Annotated in this window: 31 protein-coding genes, 1 pseudogene and 1 other annotated feature; of the genes and pseudogenes, 10 read left to right on the top strand and 22 right to left on the bottom strand. The window is 44.5% G+C overall.

What is annotated here, in order from left to right:
- A partial coding sequence (locus tag ACKTR5_RS00255; RefSeq protein ID WP_407878202.1) for a transposase occupies nucleotides 1-305 on the top strand: 305 nt, incomplete at its 5' end.
- 103 nt (nucleotides 306-408) lie between these two features.
- On the opposite strand, the gene ACKTR5_RS00250 is transcribed toward ACKTR5_RS00255, so the two are convergent.
- The 5 genes from ACKTR5_RS00250 to ACKTR5_RS00230 form a co-directional block, all read right to left on the bottom strand.
- Nucleotides 409-630, bottom strand: coding sequence for a DUF5960 family protein (locus ACKTR5_RS00250; protein WP_407878201.1), 222 nt, complete (start codon nucleotides 628-630; stop codon nucleotides 409-411).
- A 154-nt stretch (nucleotides 631-784) separates the two neighbouring features.
- Entirely contained in the window at nucleotides 785-1261 is a 477-nt protein-coding gene (locus ACKTR5_RS00245) for a nucleoside 2-deoxyribosyltransferase (protein WP_407878475.1), read from the bottom strand.
- A gap of 178 nt (nucleotides 1262-1439) precedes the next feature.
- The gene (locus ACKTR5_RS00240; protein WP_407878200.1) at nucleotides 1440-1973 is read right to left on the bottom strand and encodes a hypothetical protein; all 534 of its coding nucleotides are present in this window, start codon (nucleotides 1971-1973) and stop codon (nucleotides 1440-1442) included.
- A gap of 123 nt (nucleotides 1974-2096) precedes the next feature.
- Nucleotides 2097-2819: a D/L-lactic acid transporter LarD gene (gene larD / locus ACKTR5_RS00235; RefSeq protein WP_407878199.1), complete on the bottom strand. Its 723-nt coding sequence runs from the start codon at nucleotides 2817-2819 to the stop codon at nucleotides 2097-2099.
- 188 nt (nucleotides 2820-3007) lie between these two features.
- On the bottom strand, nucleotides 3008-3601 hold the full coding sequence (locus ACKTR5_RS00230; protein WP_407878198.1) for an SGNH/GDSL hydrolase family protein: 594 nt from the start codon (nucleotides 3599-3601) through the stop codon (nucleotides 3008-3010).
- Between the two features lie 283 nt (nucleotides 3602-3884).
- Here ACKTR5_RS00230 and ACKTR5_RS00225 point away from each other — a divergent pair, with 283 nt between their 5' ends.
- The 6 genes from ACKTR5_RS00225 to ACKTR5_RS00200 all read left to right on the top strand — a co-directional run bounded on the left by ACKTR5_RS00225 (nucleotide 3885) and on the right by ACKTR5_RS00200 (nucleotide 7124).
- Nucleotides 3885-4253: a transporter gene (locus ACKTR5_RS00225; RefSeq protein ID WP_407878197.1), complete on the top strand. Its 369-nt coding sequence runs from the start codon at nucleotides 3885-3887 to the stop codon at nucleotides 4251-4253.
- A 210-nt stretch (nucleotides 4254-4463) separates the two neighbouring features.
- Nucleotides 4464-4778 (top strand): ribonuclease G, encoded by a 315-nt coding sequence (locus ACKTR5_RS00220; protein WP_407878473.1) that lies wholly within the window; start codon nucleotides 4464-4466, stop codon nucleotides 4776-4778.
- 465 nt (nucleotides 4779-5243) lie between these two features.
- Nucleotides 5244-5489 carry a hypothetical protein gene (locus ACKTR5_RS00215; RefSeq protein ID WP_407878195.1) on the top strand — a complete coding sequence of 82 codons (246 nt, stop codon included), beginning with the start codon at nucleotides 5244-5246 and terminating at the stop codon, nucleotides 5487-5489.
- A 46-nt stretch (nucleotides 5490-5535) separates the two neighbouring features.
- Nucleotides 5536-5745 carry a hypothetical protein gene (locus ACKTR5_RS00210; RefSeq protein WP_407878194.1) on the top strand — a complete coding sequence of 70 codons (210 nt, stop codon included), beginning with the start codon at nucleotides 5536-5538 and terminating at the stop codon, nucleotides 5743-5745.
- Between the two features lie 121 nt (nucleotides 5746-5866).
- Entirely contained in the window at nucleotides 5867-6406 is a 540-nt protein-coding gene (locus tag ACKTR5_RS00205; protein ID WP_407878472.1) for a MucBP domain-containing protein, read from the top strand.
- A 391-nt stretch (nucleotides 6407-6797) separates the two neighbouring features.
- Nucleotides 6798-7124 carry a type 1 glutamine amidotransferase domain-containing protein gene (locus tag ACKTR5_RS00200; RefSeq protein WP_407878193.1) on the top strand — a complete coding sequence of 109 codons (327 nt, stop codon included), beginning with the start codon at nucleotides 6798-6800 and terminating at the stop codon, nucleotides 7122-7124.
- 652 nt (nucleotides 7125-7776) lie between these two features.
- Here the strand turns inward: ACKTR5_RS00200 and ACKTR5_RS00195 are convergent.
- The 11 genes and pseudogenes from ACKTR5_RS00195 to ACKTR5_RS00145 all read right to left on the bottom strand — a co-directional run bounded on the left by ACKTR5_RS00195 (nucleotide 7777) and on the right by ACKTR5_RS00145 (nucleotide 14179).
- Nucleotides 7777-8541 carry a sulfite exporter TauE/SafE family protein gene (locus ACKTR5_RS00195; RefSeq protein ID WP_407878192.1) on the bottom strand — a complete coding sequence of 255 codons (765 nt, stop codon included), beginning with the start codon at nucleotides 8539-8541 and terminating at the stop codon, nucleotides 7777-7779.
- Nucleotides 8542-8731: 190 nt separating this feature from the next.
- Complete coding sequence (locus ACKTR5_RS00190) at nucleotides 8732-8950, bottom strand: IS3 family transposase (RefSeq protein ID WP_407878191.1); 219 nt, start codon at nucleotides 8948-8950, stop codon at nucleotides 8732-8734.
- A 238-nt stretch (nucleotides 8951-9188) separates the two neighbouring features.
- Nucleotides 9189-9368, bottom strand: coding sequence for a hypothetical protein (locus ACKTR5_RS00185; RefSeq protein WP_407878190.1), 180 nt, complete (start codon nucleotides 9366-9368; stop codon nucleotides 9189-9191).
- Between the two features lie 63 nt (nucleotides 9369-9431).
- A complete protein-coding gene (locus ACKTR5_RS00180; RefSeq protein WP_407878189.1) occupies nucleotides 9432-9725 on the bottom strand; it encodes a hypothetical protein in 294 nt (97 codons plus the stop codon).
- Between the two features lie 75 nt (nucleotides 9726-9800).
- Nucleotides 9801-11098: pseudogene (locus ACKTR5_RS00175) on the bottom strand (phage portal protein).
- A gap of 161 nt (nucleotides 11099-11259) precedes the next feature.
- Complete coding sequence (locus tag ACKTR5_RS00170) at nucleotides 11260-12378, bottom strand: PBSX family phage terminase large subunit (protein ID WP_407878188.1); 1119 nt, start codon at nucleotides 12376-12378, stop codon at nucleotides 11260-11262.
- Entirely contained in the window at nucleotides 12375-12530 is a 156-nt protein-coding gene (locus ACKTR5_RS00165) for a hypothetical protein (protein WP_407878187.1), read from the bottom strand. Before ACKTR5_RS00165 ends, ACKTR5_RS00170 begins: the two co-directional genes overlap by 4 nt.
- The gene (locus tag ACKTR5_RS00160) at nucleotides 12514-13053 is read right to left on the bottom strand and encodes a terminase small subunit (protein ID WP_407878186.1); all 540 of its coding nucleotides are present in this window, start codon (nucleotides 13051-13053) and stop codon (nucleotides 12514-12516) included. The genes ACKTR5_RS00165 and ACKTR5_RS00160 overlap by 17 nt, the downstream gene beginning before the upstream one ends.
- Nucleotides 13054-13127: 74 nt before the next feature.
- Nucleotides 13128-13268 (bottom strand): hypothetical protein, encoded by a 141-nt coding sequence (locus tag ACKTR5_RS00155; protein WP_407878185.1) that lies wholly within the window; start codon nucleotides 13266-13268, stop codon nucleotides 13128-13130.
- A gap of 9 nt (nucleotides 13269-13277) precedes the next feature.
- Nucleotides 13278-13475 (bottom strand): hypothetical protein, encoded by a 198-nt coding sequence (locus ACKTR5_RS00150; RefSeq protein ID WP_407878184.1) that lies wholly within the window; start codon nucleotides 13473-13475, stop codon nucleotides 13278-13280.
- Between the two features lie 188 nt (nucleotides 13476-13663).
- Nucleotides 13664-14179, bottom strand: a complete 516-nt coding sequence (locus ACKTR5_RS00145) for an ArpU family phage packaging/lysis transcriptional regulator (RefSeq protein ID WP_407878183.1) — start codon at nucleotides 14177-14179, stop codon at nucleotides 13664-13666.
- 233 nt (nucleotides 14180-14412) lie between these two features.
- On the opposite strand from ACKTR5_RS00145, the gene ACKTR5_RS00140 reads away from it, so the two are divergent.
- From ACKTR5_RS00140 to ACKTR5_RS00130, 3 genes are all read left to right on the top strand, one after another.
- Nucleotides 14413-14772, top strand: coding sequence for a helix-turn-helix domain-containing protein (locus tag ACKTR5_RS00140; RefSeq protein WP_407878182.1), 360 nt, complete (start codon nucleotides 14413-14415; stop codon nucleotides 14770-14772).
- Nucleotides 14773-14783: 11 nt separating this feature from the next.
- Nucleotides 14784-15206: an ImmA/IrrE family metallo-endopeptidase gene (locus tag ACKTR5_RS00135; protein ID WP_407878181.1), complete on the top strand. Its 423-nt coding sequence runs from the start codon at nucleotides 14784-14786 to the stop codon at nucleotides 15204-15206.
- A 161-nt stretch (nucleotides 15207-15367) separates the two neighbouring features.
- Entirely contained in the window at nucleotides 15368-16282 is a 915-nt protein-coding gene (locus tag ACKTR5_RS00130) for a beta-1,6-N-acetylglucosaminyltransferase (protein WP_407878180.1), read from the top strand.
- Nucleotides 16283-16424: 142 nt separating this feature from the next.
- Here ACKTR5_RS00130 and guaA read toward each other — a convergent pair whose 3' ends face one another.
- The 6 genes from guaA to ACKTR5_RS00100 form a co-directional block, all read right to left on the bottom strand.
- Nucleotides 16425-17984, bottom strand: a complete 1560-nt coding sequence (gene guaA / locus ACKTR5_RS00125; protein WP_407878179.1) for a glutamine-hydrolyzing GMP synthase — start codon at nucleotides 17982-17984, stop codon at nucleotides 16425-16427.
- Nucleotides 17985-18010: 26 nt separating this feature from the next.
- On the bottom strand, nucleotides 18011-19159 hold the full coding sequence (guaB, locus tag ACKTR5_RS00120) for an IMP dehydrogenase (RefSeq protein WP_407878178.1): 1149 nt from the start codon (nucleotides 19157-19159) through the stop codon (nucleotides 18011-18013).
- Between the two features lie 255 nt (nucleotides 19160-19414).
- Complete coding sequence (gene rplT, locus ACKTR5_RS00115; RefSeq protein ID WP_407878470.1) at nucleotides 19415-19771, bottom strand: 50S ribosomal protein L20; 357 nt, start codon at nucleotides 19769-19771, stop codon at nucleotides 19415-19417.
- Nucleotides 19772-19820: 49 nt separating this feature from the next.
- On the bottom strand, nucleotides 19821-20018 hold the full coding sequence (gene rpmI / locus ACKTR5_RS00110; RefSeq protein ID WP_017261696.1) for a 50S ribosomal protein L35: 198 nt from the start codon (nucleotides 20016-20018) through the stop codon (nucleotides 19821-19823).
- Nucleotides 20019-20044: 26 nt separating this feature from the next.
- Entirely contained in the window at nucleotides 20045-20545 is a 501-nt protein-coding gene (gene infC, locus ACKTR5_RS00105) for a translation initiation factor IF-3 (protein WP_407878468.1), read from the bottom strand.
- Nucleotides 20546-20604: 59 nt separating this feature from the next.
- Nucleotides 20605-20728, bottom strand: a sequence feature (ribosomal protein L20 leader region).
- A gap of 43 nt (nucleotides 20729-20771) precedes the next feature.
- The gene (locus ACKTR5_RS00100) at nucleotides 20772-22082 is read right to left on the bottom strand and encodes a uracil-xanthine permease family protein (RefSeq protein ID WP_407878177.1); all 1311 of its coding nucleotides are present in this window, start codon (nucleotides 22080-22082) and stop codon (nucleotides 20772-20774) included.
- Nucleotides 22083-22105: the final 23 nt, after the last annotated feature.

Here is a 22105-nt window from a genome sequence, read left to right as displayed (position 1 = left end):
CCCAAACGGGGTATCAAATCACACTCCATACTGATCAAGGCTGGCAATACCAGCATCGAGCATGGAGAAAGCTACTCAAACAAATGCATATCCGGCAAAGTATGTCTCGACGAGCGACTTGTTTAGACAATGCAGCATGTGAGACTGTCTTTGATAAATTAAAAGTTGAAATCGTTAGTTTACAGCAATACGCAAACGCCTCAGAGCTAACCAAAGCAATCAATTCCTGGATTAATTATTACAATCAAAAGCGAATTCAAATAAAATTAGGCGGTCAATCACCACTCGATTTCGAGCGCAATTAACTGCCTAATTAACAAAACTATTTAGTTCCAACTTTTTGGGTAAACGTCAGATTTTATCCCTTTTTGTGATTATTAACGTTTAACAATCGGGTTGCAATGGACCTTAACGCGAAGTCACGTATGTATAGGACGCGTCGTCATTCAATCGGAACGTAAACTCATGATCTTTATGATCATTTGCCCGCCACTTTGACACTTCATAGTGCGTTGTCTGAGAAACGTTTAGTCGATTGACCACTGCTTCCACTAAATACTGATCATCATCAAAGCTGCCTCGTAAAATCTGCTTCAGATCCGTAATGAAGGCGTCTGTATTTGTAATCATGGTTGCCACTCCCTTTTACCTAAGTTGGCAACCACAATACAGGCAATTACGCTTGATGTCCACTAAAACTCACTTTTTTAAAAATTCATTTAATAAACGTTCCAATTGTTAAACAATTTTAGCCGTTAGTAATGGACTTTTATTCAACGGTTCGTTAGAAGATTTTCATGTCCGTGTACTTCGTTGGTAAGTTATTAAAGTCGTAATCTTGCAATCCGGCTGCGATTTTGTCACCTGTGTACATTGCTGTCAGTGACCGCACTAACATTAAGTTAAGTTCGTTTTCTGGATGGAATTGAACCATGATCACCGGAATGTTCCAGGCCCAAGCGGCCCCAATTTCAAAAATGGTTCCTGCGTCTGGTTCGAGGTTCCCCTCTTCGTACTTGTAATCCAAAATGGCCACGACAACATCTGCCCGTTTTACCTGGCGCATGTCACTTGCAAAGACGGAATCTTGCCACTCAAATGAACCAAATTCTAAGGACTCTTCCTGATGTTCTTGAGGAATGAAAATCCCACCCGCATCAATTGTTTCGTTTTGACGGAGTGCTGTCACAACCGTCTCAATGCGCTGCTTTTGTTCATCTGAAAAGAACGGACTAGCTAAGTAAACTCGATTTTTGTACATCATAACGGCCTCGTTTCGATTATTTTATTACCTTAACTATTATACAGGAAGTTTTAGACCTATCGGGCGCCTGACTGAGAATTTCTAAAAAAGCACTCACCAAGCGCTCACATTTGGGCCCACCAATATACAAAAAAAACTGACCAACCCGTGAACGGGCGATCAGTCTTTTGATTAATTACTTGCTTGGTGCTGTCACCGCCGCCTTATTCAAGGCAGGCGCCAATGAATCTAAAATATGTTGCAACCGGGCGCCTGTTTCAACCAACCACATCGTGTAGTCTGTTTTTTCATCAGTAGCCTGTGCAATCAACGATGGCCGCCACCCTTTTAACGAGGTTGCTACCGTTAACGCTTCTGAAATAACGTTATCTGGTAACTCGCCATTGTTCAACTGACGCAGTTCGTGCAAATCATCCATTAAGGGTTCATACCACAGATCATCCACCAACGTTGGCGCCTTCCCTGTTGGTGACTCAAGCCACATTTGTTTATTGAACCGGCGTTGATCGTCAACCATTGTCGTCATCACGTCAACATCATATTGAATGCGGCCTGCCGCTTTAACAAACGCCGCCTGCCGGTCTAATTCACGTTTGTGTGCTTGCGCCGTTGTATACCGCTTAGCCAGCACATACGTAATGATCCCCACAATAATAATGGCAATTAATAGACCAATCCAAAAGCCAAGTCCCATTCCTAAAAATTTCATTAGTTGAAATCCTCCTACAAGGAAGTATACACAAAAAAAGCTAATTCGAGTACCACCTTAACCATTTTAGTTCGAGATTATCGTGCTCGTTGACCAAATTCTTCCATTAAATGGTTTACTTCTTTATAGGCCCAAGTAAAACTTGCCGAATAGTGCTGCCGCGATGGCCCCAACAAAGGGGGCGATTCCTGGAACCAGTAACCCGTACTGCCAATCATTGCTAGCCTTATTCTTAATGGGTAGCACCGCGTGTGCCAACCGTGGGCCAAGGTCCCGCGCAAGGTTCATGGCGAATCCAGTTGGACCCCCCATCCCCATACCGACAGCCCACACTAAGAGACCAACACCAATTGGCACGATTCCTGGCGTTTTAACCTGTGAAATGGCCAGAATTCCTGACAGGAAGACAAACGTTGCAAAAAATTCAACGAAGAAGTTCCGAGGTAAATTCCGAACGGCTGGTGAAGTGGAGAAAATGTTTCGAATCGTTACGCCGTCCAGTTTGCCGTAAGAATGTTTAAACGAATCAGCATACATAATGTACACAATGATCGCCCCCACCATTCCCCCGAACACTTGAACAATCGCGGTTGGGAAAAAGGTCAGCCAGCTCATGTTTCCAAGCAGCACTTGCGTCAGTGCCATTGCTGGATTGATCGTGACGTTTCCAAAAATAAACAGAGCAATTGTGATCCCAAAAGCCCATGTTGTAATGGCAAAAAGGTGCCCTGAACCATGATACTTTGTATCGTTTAAAACCGTGTCGGCATGAACCCCGACCCCAAAAATAATCATTAGTGCCGTTCCCATAAACTCTGATAATAGCTGATGCATTAACTTTCCCATCCCATTCTTCTCTTGCTGCCGCAATTTCACCATCGCGTTGTCGGTTCGGGACAAATTCCCCCCCGCCTAAATTTGACAGTATTCAAATAGTTTACCGTTCCTTGCCCCCAAACGCTACGCCTTTTTATGAACGGGCGCAGTCTTCACATCGTTTACACAAAAAAAGCCGTGTTGGTGAGTTTGTCTAATCATATTGTGAGTGTTGTATGAATAACATCAGCGATTCGCGCCCCAACCTTATTGTACGTCGCCTGATTGGGATGCAACCAGTGGTCAGCCAGCGTTTCTTCAGCATTAGCCGCTGTCACAATGGGGGCCACCCGCCAATCCAATACCACACCGCCGGCAGCCTGATACGTCGTCGCAAGTGCATCCTGAAACGCCGTAAAGCTAATCCCTCGCTGGTTTTGGTCTTCCTTTACCGCGTCAATGTTGCCCCACATTGGCAAAATCCCGACCAGCTGAATTGTCGCCGTTTGGGCTCGGATTCGGGCGAGTTCGGCGGTAAGGGTCTCAGTCACCGTCGCCAGTGTCCCCGTCCCTTGGTTAAAATCATTAATTCCGTACGCCACCGTTACAATGTCGTAATCGGCAAACGAACACGACGCCACTGATGCTGTTAGGTCATTTTTTCGTTCGCCAATGATTGCGCCACCCCCATGGCCTAAATTGGTCACTGAAATGCCTAATCGTTGTGCGACGGTCACGGACGCCGGATATTGCACATCCTTGTATCCATCCCATCCCTGTGTAATCGAATCACCCAGCATCACTAACTTCATGATTAATACGTCCTCCCTTTGAATCCTCACTCCTAGTTTAATGATCGTTACAACTAAAAACCAGCGTTAACTGAATTAACCACTATGTCGCTAATCAATATCATCATAAAAGCATATCTCCATTAAACACTACTAATTCATAATTTTTTATGTTACATTTTTAATTGCTGTGTGATTTCTTTAACAAAAGTTAAGCGATTGACCAGGTTAATGATCATCATTCAGTTTGACCAAATCACTGATGTCTTAAAAAGCTGAATCATTCTTTAGGGGGGTCACTCAAATGACCAAATTAAAAATTAACATGTGGACCGGAATCTTAGATATCATCAATTGTGTGCTATTCACAATTTCATGGCCTGTGATTTTTGGAACCGCCTTTTCTGATTCATTTTCTGGAACTAACGTCACTAGTGGCACTGCAATTGTCTTTTATTCAATTGCTTGGATCGGTGTTATTTTGAACATTGTTGCCCTAGTTCTGTCACGGAAGCACAGCATTTCCATTACCGGTCCCGTTCTAGGAATTATCGGTAGTGCTTTATTCGGTCTCACTGCCTTCCTTGCCTTTCCTGCACTTGTTGTGTTGATCATCGGAACCGTTTATACCTTGATGCAACGCCCTGCTAAAACAGCGGCATCAGCAAACTAGTTTTTTCGCAATAATGATTTTTGACGACGATTATTAAGGAGACATCACATGGATTCGAATAAGACACCTGAGTCACAAGTACCTGCTTCTGCAACTTCAACAGCACCCGTAACGTCTGAAGCACCCGTTTCACAAGCCACGGCCCCTACATCACAAGCTGCTACGCCAAAACAGCAACCTGTTCAGCAAACACCAGAGGTTCCTACTGAAATCAAGAAATGGAACTGGGGTGCCTTCACTTTTAACATTTTCTGGGGAATTGGGAACAAGACTTACCTACCATTATTATGTTTGATTCCCTTCTTTAACCTCGGTTGGATCTTCGTTTGTGGGGTCAAAGGAGATGAATGGGCATGGCGTGACGGTCACTACACGGACGTTGCCACCTTTAAGCAAGTTCAAGCAACATGGAACCGGGCTGGTTTTGTCAGCTTTATCATCAATGTATCAATCTTAGGGCTGTACTTAATCTTTGCTATTTTTGCAGTTATTATCGGGATTGCTGCAGCATCATCTGATTACTAAACGTTAATTTTCTTGCTGGTACCTTTTGGGGCCAGCATTTTTTGGAGGCACACATGGCATTTAGCTTTTATCTTTTTTGCATCTTATTCACCATTTTATTTGGACTCGCAACATTCGGTCTGGGAATCTGGATGCTTGTTGAACTTATTCAAAAACGGGCGCACCGGGGCCTGAGCATTACCGTTAACGAGCATCATGTTTGTGTTGGCCCTTGGGTTTGGAATCGCTGGCCCAGTTGCTACAGCCAAGTACGCCGGGTACCGAATTTGACGAAGTGATTACCGACGAACTCAAACCATCGTGAATGACATCAACAGGATTCGTAACGCCTACGAGGAACCCACCAAAGAATCTCTCGCCACTGGTCGTGCTGACGCCACAGAGCTTGTTAAAGCAACCAGTCATTTTTCAAACGCGAATGCATAGGCTACCGCCAAGGAAGCTGTCAAACGATTAAATCGTCATATGCAACGCTCAAAAGGAAAAACGACGTCAGACCAATTCATTGACTGGCAGGTTGATCGTGAATTTGACGACGATCCCACAGCCATTGAAGATTTTGCAGACATTATGGACGGCAACACGAGCGCCATTGCCCCTAATAAAAGTCTCAAAAGTGACATGCTCGTGGACATTTACAACAAGCAGTACGATCAAATTCACATGAAATTTTTTCCAAATGGCTATTATCGGAAAATTCGACGTTGGTGAAGTGAACCCCCAGAGTTGGACAAAATCTAACTCTGGGGGTTCTACTATGGCTAAATATAATTATGAATTTAAAGCAAAAATTGTCACTGAATATTTGGCGGGCATTGGTAGTACGACATTGACCCACAGATACAATATTCCAAATAGACAAATAATTATTGACTGGGTTAACAAATTTCAAATGTATGATGTTGAAGGATTAGAAGTTACTCATAGAAAACAGATCTATTCTAGTGACTTTAAGCAACAAGTATAAAACTGGATGAAACAGCACCAGACTTCCTATAGAGTAACTGCGTTACATTTCAACATACCAAGTGCTTCAATAACCCTATCTTAGCAGACGCGGTTCGAACACAACCTTCTTCAGTGTTTTAATTCCTAACGATGAAACTGTAACTATTAACTACGTGTCTACTGATGGTAAAAATTTAGGTTCTAAGAGGATTGCCACTAAATTTAGCCGCATCATCACGATCGATCAACCAAGTTCTGACGGCTACACGATTTCAGCAAATCAACCAACTTCCTATAAAGTTGCTAAAGACGGTGCCAACGTTGTTACGGTCACTTACGCCCCTACTACTTCTTCAAGTTCGAGTAGTTCTGGAAGCTCATCATCAAGCTCAAAAAACGTTGATAGCTTAAGTGTGACATCAAATGGTCAATCATCCTCAGCAACCGGCAGCTCACAGTCAAACACTACCAGCAGTCAAGCAAGGACCGTTGTTCCATATCAGAGTATTTCTTCAAGTAGTTCCTCAACAACATCACCTAAACAAAGTAATAAAAGTGACACACCTCGTCACGCTAGCCTACCAAGCACCGCTGCTATTGATTACACAACCAGCATTATTGGCATTGCTATCTTAGCTGGCGTAACGACGTTCTTTGTTATTAAGAAGAGAAGTCGTTAAGTTGGACAATTAAATTAAGCAACTAATTGAAAGGCGCATTGCTGGTATTGAACTGGTGATCTGCCTTTTAATTTGGTTTTAACTCGGCATCGATTATCATCGCCAAGTCAATCTACCATGCTTTGAAAAACAGGTCAGCTATCAATAAGCAGGCCATCAGAGGCATCAAAAGTAGTTTTAGCGAAATTCGAACTATCTGCCTTCGTTTTGTGACGATTTGTGCGCTTTTCTTACGCTTCTTTAGCGTTTCTGAATCATCATTAGAAAATGTTCTCCGGTTCCTGCCACACCACAACTACCCGCATAAGCAATGTTAAGTATTAATATGTTAACGAACGTGCTACCTTTAAAAAAACACCAAATTCCTATCAAAATTTTTTTGGTTTTACTCATGGTCATTATTTCCCTACCAGCTTACGGTTTTGACCCCACCAAGACAACCATTCCATGGCAATATTTAACCGATAGGAAAATTAAAGTCATCTTCACCACACCTGATGGAACACCAGCAGCGGCCGACGACCGGTTATTAGCAGGACGTGGTTTCGAAATTTTCAAGCACTTTCTCATGGCTGACACCACGATTCGAACAGCATATCAAGCAATGATTAAGGCACCTGCCTTTCAGCATCCACTTGCATACGCTGACATCAGTGTCGCTAAATATGATGGCCTGTTGCTACCCAGCGGTCATGACAAAGGATACGTGTTTACTTAGACTCCACTATTTTACGTCGAGTAATCGCACAGTTTTTTAACAACTAAAAAACTGGTTGGTGCAATCTGTCACGGAACGATAGCCGCTGCTCGAGCAACGTTCCCCGCCACGGGCCATTTTGTTCTTACAGATTATAAAACGGCCAGCCTGCTTAACCTTCAGAAACTTAGTGCTTATCAGCTAACGCGGTTGTGGCTTTGTGATTACTACCGAACGTATCCAGAGACCGTTGAGAACGAGGTTAAATCGATGTTAGCAAACCCAGCCAATTTCATTCATAGCAGTCATCCCTTCACACGTGACACGGCTACCGACACCAAACATTCACTGGTTGTGGTTGACCGTAATTATATTTCGTCCCGATGGCCCGGCGATGCCCATAAATTGGCTAAGACTTATTATGAACACTTAACTAAAACTTGACCGGGATAAATCACGTCATCAATTGACTGCCGGTTTAATCCCATCAAGCCGTGCACATTATTGCTGGATCCAACCAATGCACAAGCAGACGCAACTAGTGTTTGAATTTAATGCAGTTGGTAAGGCTAAGTGGCCGTCAACTATGAAACGAATTGAGCTGGGGATTAGCCAAGAGGAAGCCCATTAACTTCTTCCTAAAGCCTCAATAAGAAAAAATCACCATCTCTATTCATCGAATGAATGCACCATAAAACATATTTCCTGCTAAGATTAATGCCCCGATAATAATCAACCAACGTAGTAACTTAGCTGGCATATACCGTGCAATTTTTGGACCGATATATCCTCCAACAAAGAAGCCCACCCCCATTGGAATAGCTGCTGACCATTGGACCTTACCGGAAAAAATGAAAATAATTGTTGCAACAAGGTTAGCCATTCCACCAGCAACATTTTTGATTGCGTTAGCAACAGTCAGCCTGAGCCCAGGAGTTTCTGAAAAAACCAAGAGAGTAAAAACACCTGCTGCCGCACCAAAGTAACCACCATAAACGCCAATTAAAAAAACAAGAACAACAGTGGTTAGCGTTTTCTTGACAGGAACGTAACCATCTAATGCCACAGCATCATCCAAACGTAGACGTGGCTGAACAGCAAAAACGATCGCAACTGCAAAAATCATAAATGGAACAATTTTTTCAAAAACATCATTTGGAAAAACTAAAAGTAAAACACTGCCAATTACACCTCCGATTACAATTAGTGGAGAGATCCAAAACAGATCCCGATAGTTATATTTTAATTCTTGGCGTGATGAAATTCCCGAGCTAAAACCGGCAAAAACTAAACCAGTTGTATTTGTAACATTAGCAACCACGGGTGATAACCCAGCCGCTAACAACATGGGATAAGAAACTAAAGACGCCATCCCGGTCACAGTACTGATAATCCCAGCAATAATGCCAGCAATAAATAAAAAAATAATAAAAATCATGTTCAACCCACTTTTCTAAAAAGATATGTAACGGATTAATATATCAAACTTGTCTCAACCGAACAATACTTTTTTATAAATATGTCAACATATTTATTAGACTGATAATTGATATCAAAGCTTTTATAGCTTAACTGTGCCAAATTAAAAAACTCAACTCAAAGTGAACCCATTAAGTTGGGCATGTATATTAAGCGACTGATTGAAGGGCAAGCTGTCGGTATTGAACCGGCGTCCTGCCCTTTAATTTGGTTTTAATTCGGCGTTGGTTGTAATAATCCAACCATTCAGTCGTTGCTTGAATCAAAGAATCCTTAGTTGTATAAGTCTGGTCAAATAGTTCAGCCTTCATGATGTGAAAGAATGATTCCATCGAAACGTTGTCCAAACATGTTTCCTTCCGGGACATACTCTGAAAGACATGGTGTTGTCTGAGCACCTTTCGCCAAACGGTATTCTGGTATTGAAAGCTCTGGTCTGTACGCACAGCCGTGCAGTACGAGCATACCGCTACTTTATTTAGCAACCATAGCGAAATTTACTCACATCGGTTGTATTCGTGCCGACTTGTCTAGCGTAATAGTAAGTGCTCCGTGACAGGTGAACTATCCGGAGAACGAGTGCTAAAGAAACTCGAAAAATTTGCCTTAGTTATGTGCTGTTTTGTGCGATTTTTCTCGAGCTTCTTCTTCCCGATCTAAGGCATCTATTTTTAGGTAAGCATTCTCAATTCTTAACATTAACTTCTTTTCGCGTAACTTCTTTAACTTCTTTAGCGCTTCTAAATTATCATTAGAAACTGGTGCTGGTCGTTTATGTTTTGCCATTGCTGGACGTCCTCATTTCCGCGCACGCAGGCCTTCATTGCCAAATTGTTCGAACTACGTCTGTCAAGATAGGATTCTTAAAGCACTTGGTATGTTGAAATGTAACGCAGTTACTCTATAGGAAGTCTGATGCTGTTTCATCCAGTTTAATACTTGTTGCTTAAAGTCACTAGAATAGATCTGTCTCCTATGGTTAACTTCTAATCCTTCGACGCTATACTTTTGGAATTTCTTAACCCAGTCGATAATTATTTGTCCATTTGGAATGTTGTATCCGTGGGTCAATGTCTTACTACCAATGCCTGCTAAGCATTCAGCAACAATTTTTGCTTTAAATTCATAATTATATTTAGTCATAGTAAAACCCCCAGAGTTTGCTTTTGTCCAACTCTGGAGGTTCACATCAGATTTTGGCTTCCTACGTGCTTTGTCTTATTCTGTTAATTTTCTGCCATCAGACAGGTTGTCATCACCTGTTGGCCCCATAACCATCCGTGCCTGTTCTTGCTTTTCGTTATGAACTTTAACTAATTCCGCCGCCGGATCTTCAATAAAGCTAAACAGGGACAACGCCGTTTCTTTTGATAATAAGCCAGCTTCAATCACGGGAACGAGACTCACCAGCGCTGTTGCCTCATCTGTCAAACTGTGTGGAACCGTCTTAATAAACTTGATTCGCAGGTTGGTCACCAGTTCATCGAACCCATTAAAGCGCAGTAATGCCCCATACAGACGCATCAATGATTCAGTAAACTTTGCTGCCTTTGCGTCCGCCTTGTTGGTCATCGTCAGTAACTTGTGATCGAGTGATTTCCCGCTCGCTGCATTCGTAAAATCCTGATCATCAATGTTGACTACCCCGGTGGTTTGATAGAGATAATCAACTAACCGACTTAATAAATTTTCCTGCGTTTGGTCATTACTAGGCTTCTCCAAAAACTTCACTTCTGCTGGTCGATCTGCCGGACTGTTTCTCTTAAACACCCGGTTATCCTTCAAATTATGCAAATCATCATCCGCAATGTTGAAGTTAATAATTTCAAGCATGGAATCGCCAAAGTAGCTGACATCATTAGCCTTCTCTGAAATAGCAAGGTCGATCCCGTCGCCGCTTCGTACAAGCCCATTCGCTCATCATCAGCATTAAACTCGATCATGGGAACAATGCCATAACTGATTGGCACGGGCTCAAATCCAAGTGTCTCTTCATCATTGATCTGGAGGCTTGCAACATCAAATTGCTCAACGATTCCATCAGCCGTCATAACATCCACGATGTATGTTTGCGTTTGTGGATTCATCCGGACGAGCCGAACGGCATACAGTGGTGTGCGGTCAATATTCATGGAATAAATCACAAATCCGTCTTCACCGCGTAACGAAGCCAAGTGTGTTTGACTGTCCGGCCCTTGATATAAGTAGGCGTACGCCCGCCCAACAATGGACGTTTCTTTCGCAAGTTGAAAAATTGTTTGTGGAACATCGTTTAGTTTATTAAACGTGGCCAGAAATTTATCCGCTGTCACAACGTCCTGTTGATCGTCCCCCGTTGGCGCAACGTCAACCTTGACTGGCGTTCCGGCAAAGTAACCATCAAACGTATCCACCAATTTTTTGGGGAAGTTGATTGGTAATTTGTTGTTCGGTTTCCATGCCGCCTTACCGCGGACATTGCGAATTTTGTCGTGGTCACCTTTATAGTAGCGCCGTAACTTTGCATTTTGTCTCATGACCGTGTGCTGGTGCTCTTGCAAGAAGAATGCCAGATCAGCGGCCGTCAAGACATGCGGTTGACCGTCAGTATTCGTTTCGGCCACCAAAAAAGTACCATTATCGTCGATCGTGGCCGTTCCACTATAGCTATACGTGTTTCCACCGTAAGTAAATTGACTCAAAATCGGCCTCCTAGGTTTGTTATTTTTAACGTGCCGTTATCGTTCATCACATCATTCATGGCGTAACGAACTGCGTCAATAGCGTGGTTATCCCGATCAGGATAGCCCGCCTTAAAGTTTCCGTTCACGTCACGATCTAGTTCGTAACCACTAAATTCACGGGCAGCATTTGGGCACATCAGCGGATCAATCACGATTTTGGTCAAATCGGCCAACCACTTGGTTCCATGTTCAACGGAACCTGGCCCCTTCTTTGCCCCCGTAATTTTCAACCCTAGTTCATTAAATTCATTAATTGTCCGGGGTTCGGCGGCATCACCAATAATGGGATCATTCATTTCATTTAGTGATTCAATCGCTGCGACCGCTTGGCGATTGGTCATCCCAACCTGGTACACTTCGTTCAATAGATACAGGATCCGGTGTTTTTTATCATAATGTGTCACAACAAACGCCAGCGGATCATGGGCAAAGCCGAAATCAAGGCCAAACGTGTAGCGGTCAAACACCACTCGCTCTGCCAATGTCACCTCACGTTGCTCTAAATTCCCGAAGACCTCGGCGCCCGTCCCGGTGACCTCACCTAAATACTCATGGCGATAGGCCTTCTCGTTGTCTCGTTTCAGTTGCGCTGCATCCGCAATAAACTTATTGCCGAGCCATTCTGGATTCACCGTCAAATAAGTCGTTGCACTCACCAGTGTATCTGCACGTCGTTTTGCCTGTTCAACAGCCTGGTTCACCCAGTTATTTTGCGATTCCGGTGGGTTATAACTATAAAACGTTATGATGTCCGTCCCACCACGATCCAACGACTGGTTGATGCTACGCAGCTCGCGCATGCCCCGAAATTCGGTGACCTCTTCGTACTGTTTAAACTTCATATAACCGTGGCGAAATTTTTGTGACTTAATTTTCTCCGGTTTATCGGCACCCTTAAATCGAATCTGCTGCCCTGTCGGAACGTACGTCAATTGCATTGGGCTCATCGACGCTTTCCACAGCGCGGACACACCTAAACAATCAATTGCCCAAAGATACTGCTCAAACGATGACTCACGAATTGTGCCGTACACCTTTCGTAACACCACCGCGTTTGCGTCACGATCATTCATAATGTGCCCAACACAATTTCTAAGGAAATGACGGATGATTTGGTCGATCCCCGGCCACCCTTCAGCCAATAATCAAGGTGGGCGTGTTGCCGTAAGTCATCGTGCAGCCGGTAGAAAGATGGCGCCACAAGCTCACTAAGTTTCTTCATCATCGTTAACTCCCATTTGTTCGGCATGAATGTCGTCAACAATAATTGGTTGTGGTTGTGCTGATGCTGTGGCTGTTGGCTCCAGGTGTTTAAGAAGTTCAAACAGTGCCCGTTGCTTATCAGCTAACTCCACAACCACACTGTCTTTGCCCACCTTGACGGATTTAAGCAGGGACGTGTCAACATCTGCCTGATCCTTCAAATAGACATAAGAGTGTTTTGTCGCCGCATTGGCGTCACGTTTTGTTGTGGCCGCCTCTTCACGAGTCGCAAACTCAATGTAATCGCCGAGATCAGCAAACGCCTGCCGCTTTAGTTCATGTAACACATCTTCGGCTGTTAGCGCCTCCGCTTCCTGGCGAATTTGCTTTAACTGTTTCAATTCCGCCGTGATTTTTGGATTATTCAACAGCCGTGATCCGCTTGCCATCGCCGTCTTATAGCCCACGTTGTATGCCTGTTGATACGCCTTGGTTGCGTTAAACGACTGTAAATAGTGAAGGCAAAATAACTTTTGCTTATCCATTAAGGGTGCCGTTATCCGCAACGTCAGCAACAATCTTTTTCGTCGTGGCCTGCGGTTGCTGTTCTAAAACGTGCTCAGCATGCGCCCACCCATGACGATATTTCCACGACCGCACTGTGTTCACAGCCACGCCATACTTTTTGAGCAATTGCCGGATAGGTCATTCCTGCCTGGTAATCTTGTTCGGCCAGCTCAAATTGCTTCTTATCAGCCATTACATATTCTTATGCCCCCTGCTCATTTTTTAACGGATCATTGCGTGTCGCAGTTTGTGAACGGTCCTTAGCAATCGTGCGGCGTTGTTCTTCATTTGAACAAGGTTGTTGATGCCGCTTTTTTTGAAGCCATCCTTCCAAATCAGCACAAATGGCTGCCTCAGTTAAACTGACATATCCGTATGCCGTTTTGATCATTTGACTCATGATTAATCACCTCCTCATTACCCGTGTCCCAATCACCTTTTTGAGCAAATGAAAACGACCAACTTTCCGCATGGAAAATCAGTCGTTTCGCTTAAATTGAAGTTTGGGGCCAGGGACGCTCCTTTGTTGTTTTGGTACGATACCAATATAACGCCCTTTTTCCCTAAAAACCGATGAACCTGCGACGGTCAACCGACGATTGAACGACGATCCTCATAAGCTAGCAAACTGGGATAACCAGCATGGCACTCCCTTCGCGTCCGTTCAAAGTAATCCGCAAATTGGAGATAGGCTTCCCGTTTCTTCACCCGGTACTGGGACTCCTCATAACCGCTATGTGTCATTATGTACGTCTGTGACTGGTGTAGCACATAGGTTCCAATTAACATCGTCCGCATGGTGGGATCACATTGTTTAATGGCCTCAACTGTCGCCAAAACGATCCGACCCGCATTAACTAAATGTCCATCCGCTTCCTCGTCCAATTGTTCTAACCGATCTAACAACGCCTTCTCTGCACCATTTTGGTTTGACTGGCCCTTCGGCATGCCATCAAAGACGGGTGATCGCAAACTTTCCTTTAATTGCCAACCACTCATTCGCTGAAATCGTGGTAACTTATGCGTAAAGAAATCACGGGCGTTTTTTATGGTTTGTTTATCGTCGATTTCTGGGTACATGTCGTCAACTTCCTGATCATTCATCTTTTTAAGGACCTCCGTTTTAGTTTCGGATACATTTTGTATCAAAAATATTTAAAAAAATTTCTCCGTCATTCTATTTTTGAATGAGCTTGCTGTTAATTAACACTGATTAGCATAACTGATACTTTTTGTATCGTCAACTAAAATCAGATACAAAAAGTATCTACACTTGAAACTGGTACATTTTGTATCTATACTGAGTTCATAAACTATCAGACGTTAGGAGTCACACTATGCTTGGTGATCGAATCAAAGCCCTTCGCAATGAACAGCAGAAGACCCAAAACCAAGTTGCCGCGGATTTAGCCATTAGCCGGGCGACCTATTCTCACATTGAGAATAACCGTAATGAACCAGACACCAGCACCCTCGTGAAAATTGCGCAGTACTTTAACGTGACCGTCGACTACCTGCTGAACAATCATCAAACACCCGCGTGGGCTGATGAGCAGGATCGGCAAGATCTCGCAGAATTCCTCTCCTCTAATGAAGGATCAATGACCTATGAAGGTGATGATTTAACGGAGGATGAACAAGCACAATTACGCGTGGCGATGGAAACAATCTTCTGGAAGCGCCATAAACACAACTAGGGGCTGATTACTTGGACATTAAAGAAATCACGAAATACATGACAAAAAAATACAAGACAGCTGACCCGTTTCGGATCGCTGAATTGCTGAATATTCAGGTTGACTGGGTCAACATTGGAAAATACCCACTGGGCAAAGTTGTTTACGATCAGGACGCACCGGTTATTTTGCTCAATGACGCAATTAACCGCACACCCAAGCAATACTTCGTTATGGCCCATGAACTCGGTCACATTGTGCTGCAAGAAGGTCTCATTGGTTACTATACAACGGCATTACACGGACGTTCTTCACTGGAAGAACAGGCCGATGAGTTTTCCGTTGCCTTGTTAAGCCAATACTTTATTGAAGAAAATGAACGGCTTCCCGAAAACTGGGAAGAGTTGGTTCATTCTTATGGCTTTCCAACGCTCAACGGCACACAAATCATTTAATGACCATTATTATCCATCGACACACTGGTCAATAAACAAAAGTTGCTTGAATTAAAAAGGCTCTTATTAACCCGTTTTACGCATTAATAAAATTGAATAAACATTGCGCTTCAAAAGCACTTTATTTATTGGACTGCACTGTGGAAAATTGAGGATTTATTATGGAAAAGCACGCATACCTTATCATTGCAAATCGTAATTTTGAACAACTACAATCATTGGTCACCTTACTGGATGACTCTCGTAATGATATTTATATTTTGATTGATAACAAGGCAAAAGTGGATTCACTACATCTAGTTGTTCAACACTCACAGCTTAAATTAGTCCCGCGGATTAATATTTATTGGGGTGATTTTTCGCAAGTTCAGGCTGAAATCGACTTAATAAAAGCTGCCACAAAACAAGGTCATTACTCGTTTTATCATTTATTATCAGGACTGGATTTACCACTAGCAAATCAAGATTATATCCACACATTCTTTGATCAACATATTGGTGAAAATTTTCTAACATACAGTGCTCAAGTGGCTCAATCCGATTTAGAAGTTCGCATGATGAAGCACCATTTATCTAAGCATTATCGCGATCGCCGGGTCTTTTATCGGATGTTTAACAAAATCGAAGGAAAATTCTTGAATCTAGCGGCCAACCGTCACCCAAGTAAAATTAAACATGAAATTGAATTTGGATCAAACTGGTTTTCAATTTCGCATGACCTTGCTACCGCTGTGGTCCAATCTGAACAATGGATTACGTCAACGTTTAGTCACGGATTCTTAGTCGACGAATTATTTATCCCAGCAGTTATCAACCATGCGTCAGCTAACTTTAAAATCTACCATGCTGAAAAAGTCCATGATAAACCAGATGAACTCCAAGGCAATTTACGCTACATCAATTGGTGGGACGGATCGCCTTATACCTGGCGTAGCCAAGATCTTTCGAAATTAAAGGCTGCTAAAGAAATGGGTCACCTCTTTGCACGTAAGTTCGATTCTTCAGTTGATAAAGAAATCATTACGATGGTCATCGATCAACTGGTTAAGGACCCAATCGATAATAATAACGATTAACGTAGAGCGTTGATTATGGAGGCTAGGTTCACTAGGGTAAAATGTCCCCCAAAACCATCCCAAATTAATTTACTCAATTCAACGCAAAAATGGTCACCATCACGGGTTAACAACCCATAGATGATGACCGTTTTTTATCAGGCTATTCGTACTCGATCGTGGCAGGTGGCTTGCCCGTGATGTCATAGAGAACGCGGTTAACCCCCGGCACCTCATTGACAATCTTCGCGGACACATCCCCAAGGACGGCCCATGGCACTTCAGCAAACTCTGCTGTCATTCCGTCGACACTGGTAACGGCTCGGATAACGATGGCTTCATCGTACGTCCGACCATCACCCATGACCCCCACACTGTGGATGCCTGGTAAGGCGGTAAAGTATTGCCAAACTGTTTGGTCTAAACCAGCCTTCGCGAACTCAGCACGCAGAATCGCATCTGATTCACGAACCAGCGTTAACTTTTCGGGTGTGACCTCACCCAACGTCCGGATGGCTAAACCAGGACCAGGGAACGGTTGGCGCCACACAAGATCATGTGGCATGCCCAACTGTTCACCTAATGCCCGCACTTCATCCTTAAACAACTTATTCAGCGGCTCAATCAGTTTAAAGTTCAGGTCTTCTGGTAGCCCACCAACGTTATGATGTGACTTAATCGTTTGGGCCGTGTCCGTCCCAGATTCAATGACGTCCGTGTACAGCGTCCCTTGTGCTAAGAATTCAACACCGTCGAGTTTCCGCGCTTCATCACTGAAAACTTCGATAAATTCCTTACCGATGATCTTCCGCTTTTCTTCCGGACTCGTAACCCCTTGCAACGCACCTAAGAACCGCGCACTCGCGTCAGTGGCCACAATGTTTACACCAAACTTACCCTGTAAGCTGGCAAGAACCTGGCTGGCTTCATCCTTCCGAAGTAACCCGTGGTCAACAAAGACGGCGGTTAATTGATCCCCAATGGCCTGATGTAATAGCACAGCAACCACACTGGAATCAACCCCACCAGACAAGCCTAGAAGTACCTTTTTATCGCCAACCGTTTCACGGATATCGGCAATTTGCATGTCGATGAAGTCACTCATCGTCCAGTTAGCAGTGGCACCAGCAATATCAAACACAAAGTGCCGTAAAATGTCATTACCATTTTCTGTTAAACGCACTTCTGGATGAAATTGTAAGCCGTAGAAGCCCTTAGCGACGTTTTGCATGGCCGCCGTTGGACAATTAGCTCCTGTCCCAATGGCCTCAAAGCCATCAGGAACGTTCTTCACGTAATCACCATGACTCATCAGCACTTGTTGGTCTTCAGCCATGCCCTTAAACAACGGTGACGCCGTGTTTAAGATGTGCATTGTGGACTGACCGTAATCGCCGTTATCTTCGGCTGGGGCAACTTCACCACCCTTAAGGTCTTTGGCCATCAACTGCATACCGTAACAAATCCCTAAGATTGGTAACCCTAAGTTATAGATTTCTGGATCAACGGTCAGGGCATCGTCACCGTACACGCTGTTGGGACCACCGGAGAAGATGACTGCCTTTGGGTTCATGGCCTTCAGTTCTGCGGCAGAGATTTTATGTGATTTCAATTCGGAATAAACACCGAATTCACGAATCCGCCGGGTAATCAGCTGGTTGTACTGACTCCCAAAATCAAGTACAATGACGCGATCAAATTTTGATTGGTCTACTGTTTTCATTAATCTTCCTCGTTCCTGGTCAAGTGTTATGAGCGCTTGTAGTTAGGAGCAGTCCGGGTGATTTGGACATCGTGTGGATGTGATTCAATCAAACCGGCATTGGTAATTTGAACAAACTGGGCGTTTTCGATCAGGTCGTCAACGGTATGTGCACCTGTGTACCCCATGCCAGAACGCAAACCACCAATCATTTGAAACAGAACATCAGCAACGGCACCTTTGTAAGCTGTCCGGCCTTCGATTCCTTCTGGGACCAACTTCTTTTCTTCCCTCACGCCGCTTTGGAAGTACCGGTCAGATGACCCCTTTTCCATTGCTGCTAAGGAACCCATGCCACGGTACGTCTTGTACTTGTTTCCATCGTCAGCTGTGAACACTTCACCGGGTGCTTCATCCGTTCCGGCTAACATGCTGCCTAACATAACCGCGTTACCACCAGCGGCCAATGCCTTGACGATGTCACCTGAATACTTGATTCCACCATCAGCAATGATTTGCTTACCATATTCAGCAGCGACCTGAGCGGCGTCTGAGATGGCCGTAATTTGTGGCACACCTACACCAGCAACAACCCGTGTCGTACAGATGGAGCCAGGGCCAATCCCGACTTTCACAACGTCAACACCGGCTTCAAACAGCGCCCGTGTCCCGGAGGCTGTCGCAACGTTTCCGGCAATCAATGTCTTATCTGGATAATGGGTCCGGATTTCCGCAATCTTGTCTAAAACACCCTTTGAGTGACCATGAGCCGTGTCAATAATGATGGCATCCGCACCGACTTGGAACAACTTGTCGGCGCGATCAAACGTGTCGGCAGTCACCCCAACGGCAGCAGCAACTAATAAGTGGCCTGCTTCATCCGTAGCGGCCATGGGCGTTACATCCAGGTCTACAACCGCGGCTTTAACGGCACTCACTTCATGGGCCTGATCATCAATGCTCATGTTCTTATGAACAACACCTAGGCCACCTTGCTGGGCCATAACGGTCGCTAATCGTGCCTCGGTAACCGTGTCCATGCTGGCACTTAAAATCGGAATGTTCAGCTTTAAATTCTTTCCGAGCTGGGTGCCTAATGCCACCTGGTTTGGCAATACGTCACTGGCTGCGGGAATCAACAGCACATCGTCAAACGTTAACCCTTGCTTTGCAAACTTTGCGTCCCAATTGGTCATGATGATCAAATCCTCCTAGTGAAATAAATTGTTACTAATTTAGCAGGTTCGCCCCTAACGCGTCAACAGCCACATCCGAACGATATATTATATTTCACTGTGAAGTTTTTAAACGCTGTTAAACGGGCGTTTATCACACACTTTTTGACTGAATTCGACAAAAAAGTTTTTGACCATCAACGCGTTAACACGAATTTACGGCAAACAAAAACCACTCATCCAATTGGACGAGTGGTTTTCATAATTAGTTGTTGACTACTTTAATGCCTTAGCAGCTTCTTTAGTCAAAGAAGTGAAGGCCCGTGGGTCGTTAACGGCCAAGTCAGCTAACATCTTCCGGTTCATTTCGATGTTTGCTTCCTTCAAACCGTGCATCAACTTGCTGTAGCTCATGTCGTTTTGACGAGCAGCGGCGTTGATCCGTGCGATCCACAAACGACGGAAGTTACGCTTAGTAGCCTTCCGGTCACGGTAAGCGTACTGCCATGACTTCCAAACTTGTTGCTTAGCAACCTTAAATTGAATGTGCTTTGCGCCGCGGTAACCCTTGGCTAATTTGATCATCTTACGGCGACGTTGCCGTGTAACACTTCCACCTTTAACACGCATAATTGTATCCTCCAATAATTGACCAAGACTGGCCAGATTCTAGTCTAAAAAATTACTTGGTCAATAATAACTTCTTGTAAGTCTTAACCGTCGTAGCATCCATCATCTTTGTTCCTCGTAATTGACGACGTTGCTTCTTCGTCTTACCGTGGAAACGGTGGCTTGTGTAGGCGTTAGCGCCGATGAAACCGCCCTTTGCAGATTGTTTGAACCGCTTAGCAGCGGCACGGTTTGTCTTTTGCTTTGGCATAAGTATGTCCTCCTAATTATGTGTAACTACTTTTCTGGTTTTGGTGAGAGCACTAAGAACATGCTCCGCCCATCCATCTTAGCTTGTTGTTGAACATCGGCAATTTCCTTGGTGGCAGCTGCCATCTTGTTCAACACATCGCGTCCGATTTCTTTATGCGTAATGGCCCGACCACGGAACCGAATTGAAACACGCACTTTGTTTCCCTTTAACAGGAACTTTTCTGCGTTCTTCAACTTGGTGTTAAAGTCGTTTTCGTCAATCGTTGGACTAAGCCGAATTTCTTTCATTTCGACCGTCTTTTGATTCTTACGAGCTTCACGCTGCTTCTTTTGTTGCTCGAAGCGGTACTTTCCATAATCCATGATTCTGGCAACCGGTGGCTTTGCCTTAGGCGCAACCAGAACCAAATCTAAGTTTGCATCGTCCGCAAGCTGTTGGGCTTCTCTGGTCAGCTTAACCCCAAGCTGGTCACCATTATCGGCAATCAACCGAACCTCATGGGCGCGGATTGCGTTATTTACCAAAGTATCTTGAGCTATGGTATTCACCTCCAAAATTCTAACGAACCAACAATGAAGAGATGTAAACAGAAAAAGAGCGGATGACCGAGGTCACCCGCTGTCCACACCGAAACGATGTGGTTCAACTCATCTTTAGCCCGGCAATAACGTTACCTAGGCGAGAAGCGGGCGCTTCTGCTTTTCTCAACAGTTAATAATGATACTGGATTTATTCATCTCTGTCAACCACTTAGGCTGACTTTTTCACTGGTTCAGCGGCTTGGTTACGTTCGCTAGCCGCCGTTTCCGGTAGCACTAAGTTTAACACAATGCCAAGGACCGTTGCGAGTGCTAGGCCAGTAAATTGGAAACTCCCCAATTGTAGATAAGCATTACCAATCCCAATGACCATAATGGCAGACGCAATCATCAAGTTACGCTTTTTCCCAAAATCAATCTGGTGGTCAACCATGACGGACACTCCGCTGGTAGCAATGGTTCCAAATAATAGAAAACTGATTCCACCAATGACTGGTAGCGGCATGGCCATAATCAAGACGTTTAACTTATTGATAAACGCGAAGATGATGGCAAACATGGCTGCCCCCATCAGAACATACACACTGTGAACCTTAGTAATGGCCATCACACCAATGTTTTCACCATAACTTGTCACTGCGGGGCCCCCCAGCAAGCCAGCGACAATTGACGCCGTCCCATCCCCAGCCAACGTTCTTTGAAGACCAGGATCCTTGAAGAAATTACGGTGCGTCAGGTTGTCTAGCACCATAATGTGCCCCATGTGTTCCGTCATGGTCACAAATGCAATTGGCGCAATGGTGACGATGGCGCCCCACTCGAGGTGAAAATGATACGTTAAGCCCGGAATTTGGAAGGCTGGTAATTTGAACCATGGCGCAACGGCGATTGCATGAAGGTCGACAATCCCCGCAAAAACACTAATGACGTAACCACACACAATGGCTAACAGAACTGGGATCAATCCCAACGATCCCTTGAGAAACATGTTAAACAAAATGGCAAGCAGTAACGTTGCCAAGGCGATCATAAAATATTCCAGGTTATAATGGCCGTTTTTCATCATGGCATCAGTTGCCGCACTCCCGGCGAGTGATAACCCGATGACCATCACGATTGGGCCAACCACAATCGGCGGGAGCACCTTGTCGACCCAGTTTGAACCAATCATCCCAATCAGCAGCGCAACGATCAGGTAAACAACCCCGACGGCAACAACCCCTTGGCCGATCCCCGGATACCCGGTCGTTTTCATGAGCGCCAGCATCGGTGTGATGAAGGCAAAACTTGAGCCCATGTATGCGGGAATTTTTCGCTGGGTGATCATAATATGTAGAAGTGTCCCAACCCCCGAAGAAAATAAAGCAATGCTGGGACTCAACCCAACCAGTAACGGCACAATGACCGTCGACCCAAACATTGAAAACATGTGTTGCAAGGACAGCCCGACCCACGGCCAAAACCGTGGCCGGTCGTGGATATCGAGCACTGCTGTATCATCGTGAAATTCTTTCTGCGTCATTTGAGAACGCTCCCTTCATCTTT

Origin of the sequence: Furfurilactobacillus entadae (assembly GCF_045862745.1) — a bacterium.
GTDB lineage: Bacteria > Bacillota > Bacilli > Lactobacillales > Lactobacillaceae > Furfurilactobacillus > Furfurilactobacillus entadae.
Note: the sequence above shows the minus strand (reverse complement) of the source record. Positions and strands in the feature narration are given on the sequence as shown.

Excerpts from the sequence above, each read along its gene's own strand:
- ACKTR5_RS00210 (WP_407878194.1), top strand. The coding sequence starts at position 5,536 with ATGGCTAAATATAATTATGAATTTAAAGCAAAAATTGTCACTGAATAT.
- ACKTR5_RS00170 (WP_407878188.1), bottom strand. The coding sequence starts at position 12,378 with ATGAATGATCGTGACGCAAACGCGGTGGTGTTACGAAAGGTGTACGGC.
- ACKTR5_RS00240 (WP_407878200.1), bottom strand. The coding sequence starts at position 1,973 with ATGAAATTTTTAGGAATGGGACTTGGCTTTTGGATTGGTCTATTAATT.
- ACKTR5_RS00155 (WP_407878185.1), bottom strand. The coding sequence starts at position 13,268 with ATGGCTGATAAGAAGCAATTTGAGCTGGCCGAACAAGATTACCAGGCA.
- ACKTR5_RS00145 (WP_407878183.1), bottom strand. The coding sequence starts at position 14,179 with ATGAATGATCAGGAAGTTGACGACATGTACCCAGAAATCGACGATAAA.
- guaA (WP_407878179.1), bottom strand. The coding sequence starts at position 17,984 with ATGAAAACAGTAGACCAATCAAAATTTGATCGCGTCATTGTACTTGAT.
- larD (WP_407878199.1), bottom strand. The coding sequence starts at position 2,819 with ATGGGAAAGTTAATGCATCAGCTATTATCAGAGTTTATGGGAACGGCA.
- ACKTR5_RS00165 (WP_407878187.1), bottom strand. The coding sequence starts at position 12,530 with ATGATGAAGAAACTTAGTGAGCTTGTGGCGCCATCTTTCTACCGGCTG.
- ACKTR5_RS00180 (WP_407878189.1), bottom strand. The coding sequence starts at position 9,725 with ATGACTAAATATAATTATGAATTTAAAGCAAAAATTGTTGCTGAATGC.
- ACKTR5_RS00150 (WP_407878184.1), bottom strand. The coding sequence starts at position 13,475 with ATGAGTCAAATGATCAAAACGGCATACGGATATGTCAGTTTAACTGAG.
- ACKTR5_RS00200 (WP_407878193.1), top strand. The coding sequence starts at position 6,798 with ATGGTCATTATTTCCCTACCAGCTTACGGTTTTGACCCCACCAAGACA.
- ACKTR5_RS00130 (WP_407878180.1), top strand. The coding sequence starts at position 15,368 with ATGGAAAAGCACGCATACCTTATCATTGCAAATCGTAATTTTGAACAA.
- ACKTR5_RS00190 (WP_407878191.1), bottom strand. The coding sequence starts at position 8,950 with ATGTCCCGGAAGGAAACATGTTTGGACAACGTTTCGATGGAATCATTC.
- ACKTR5_RS00100 (WP_407878177.1), bottom strand. The coding sequence starts at position 22,082 with ATGACGCAGAAAGAATTTCACGATGATACAGCAGTGCTCGATATCCAC.
- guaB (WP_407878178.1), bottom strand. The coding sequence starts at position 19,159 with ATGACCAATTGGGACGCAAAGTTTGCAAAGCAAGGGTTAACGTTTGAC.
- ACKTR5_RS00185 (WP_407878190.1), bottom strand. The coding sequence starts at position 9,368 with ATGGCAAAACATAAACGACCAGCACCAGTTTCTAATGATAATTTAGAA.
- ACKTR5_RS00215 (WP_407878195.1), top strand. The coding sequence starts at position 5,244 with ATGCAACGCTCAAAAGGAAAAACGACGTCAGACCAATTCATTGACTGG.
- ACKTR5_RS00230 (WP_407878198.1), bottom strand. The coding sequence starts at position 3,601 with ATGAAGTTAGTGATGCTGGGTGATTCGATTACACAGGGATGGGATGGA.
- rpmI (WP_017261696.1), bottom strand. The coding sequence starts at position 20,018 with ATGCCAAAGCAAAAGACAAACCGTGCCGCTGCTAAGCGGTTCAAACAA.
- ACKTR5_RS00160 (WP_407878186.1), bottom strand. The coding sequence starts at position 13,053 with ATGGATAAGCAAAAGTTATTTTGCCTTCACTATTTACAGTCGTTTAAC.
- ACKTR5_RS00225 (WP_407878197.1), top strand. The coding sequence starts at position 3,885 with ATGACCAAATTAAAAATTAACATGTGGACCGGAATCTTAGATATCATC.
- ACKTR5_RS00245 (WP_407878475.1), bottom strand. The coding sequence starts at position 1,261 with ATGTACAAAAATCGAGTTTACTTAGCTAGTCCGTTCTTTTCAGATGAA.
- ACKTR5_RS00250 (WP_407878201.1), bottom strand. The coding sequence starts at position 630 with ATGATTACAAATACAGACGCCTTCATTACGGATCTGAAGCAGATTTTA.
- ACKTR5_RS00140 (WP_407878182.1), top strand. The coding sequence starts at position 14,413 with ATGCTTGGTGATCGAATCAAAGCCCTTCGCAATGAACAGCAGAAGACC.
- ACKTR5_RS00195 (WP_407878192.1), bottom strand. The coding sequence starts at position 8,541 with ATGATTTTTATTATTTTTTTATTTATTGCTGGCATTATTGCTGGGATT.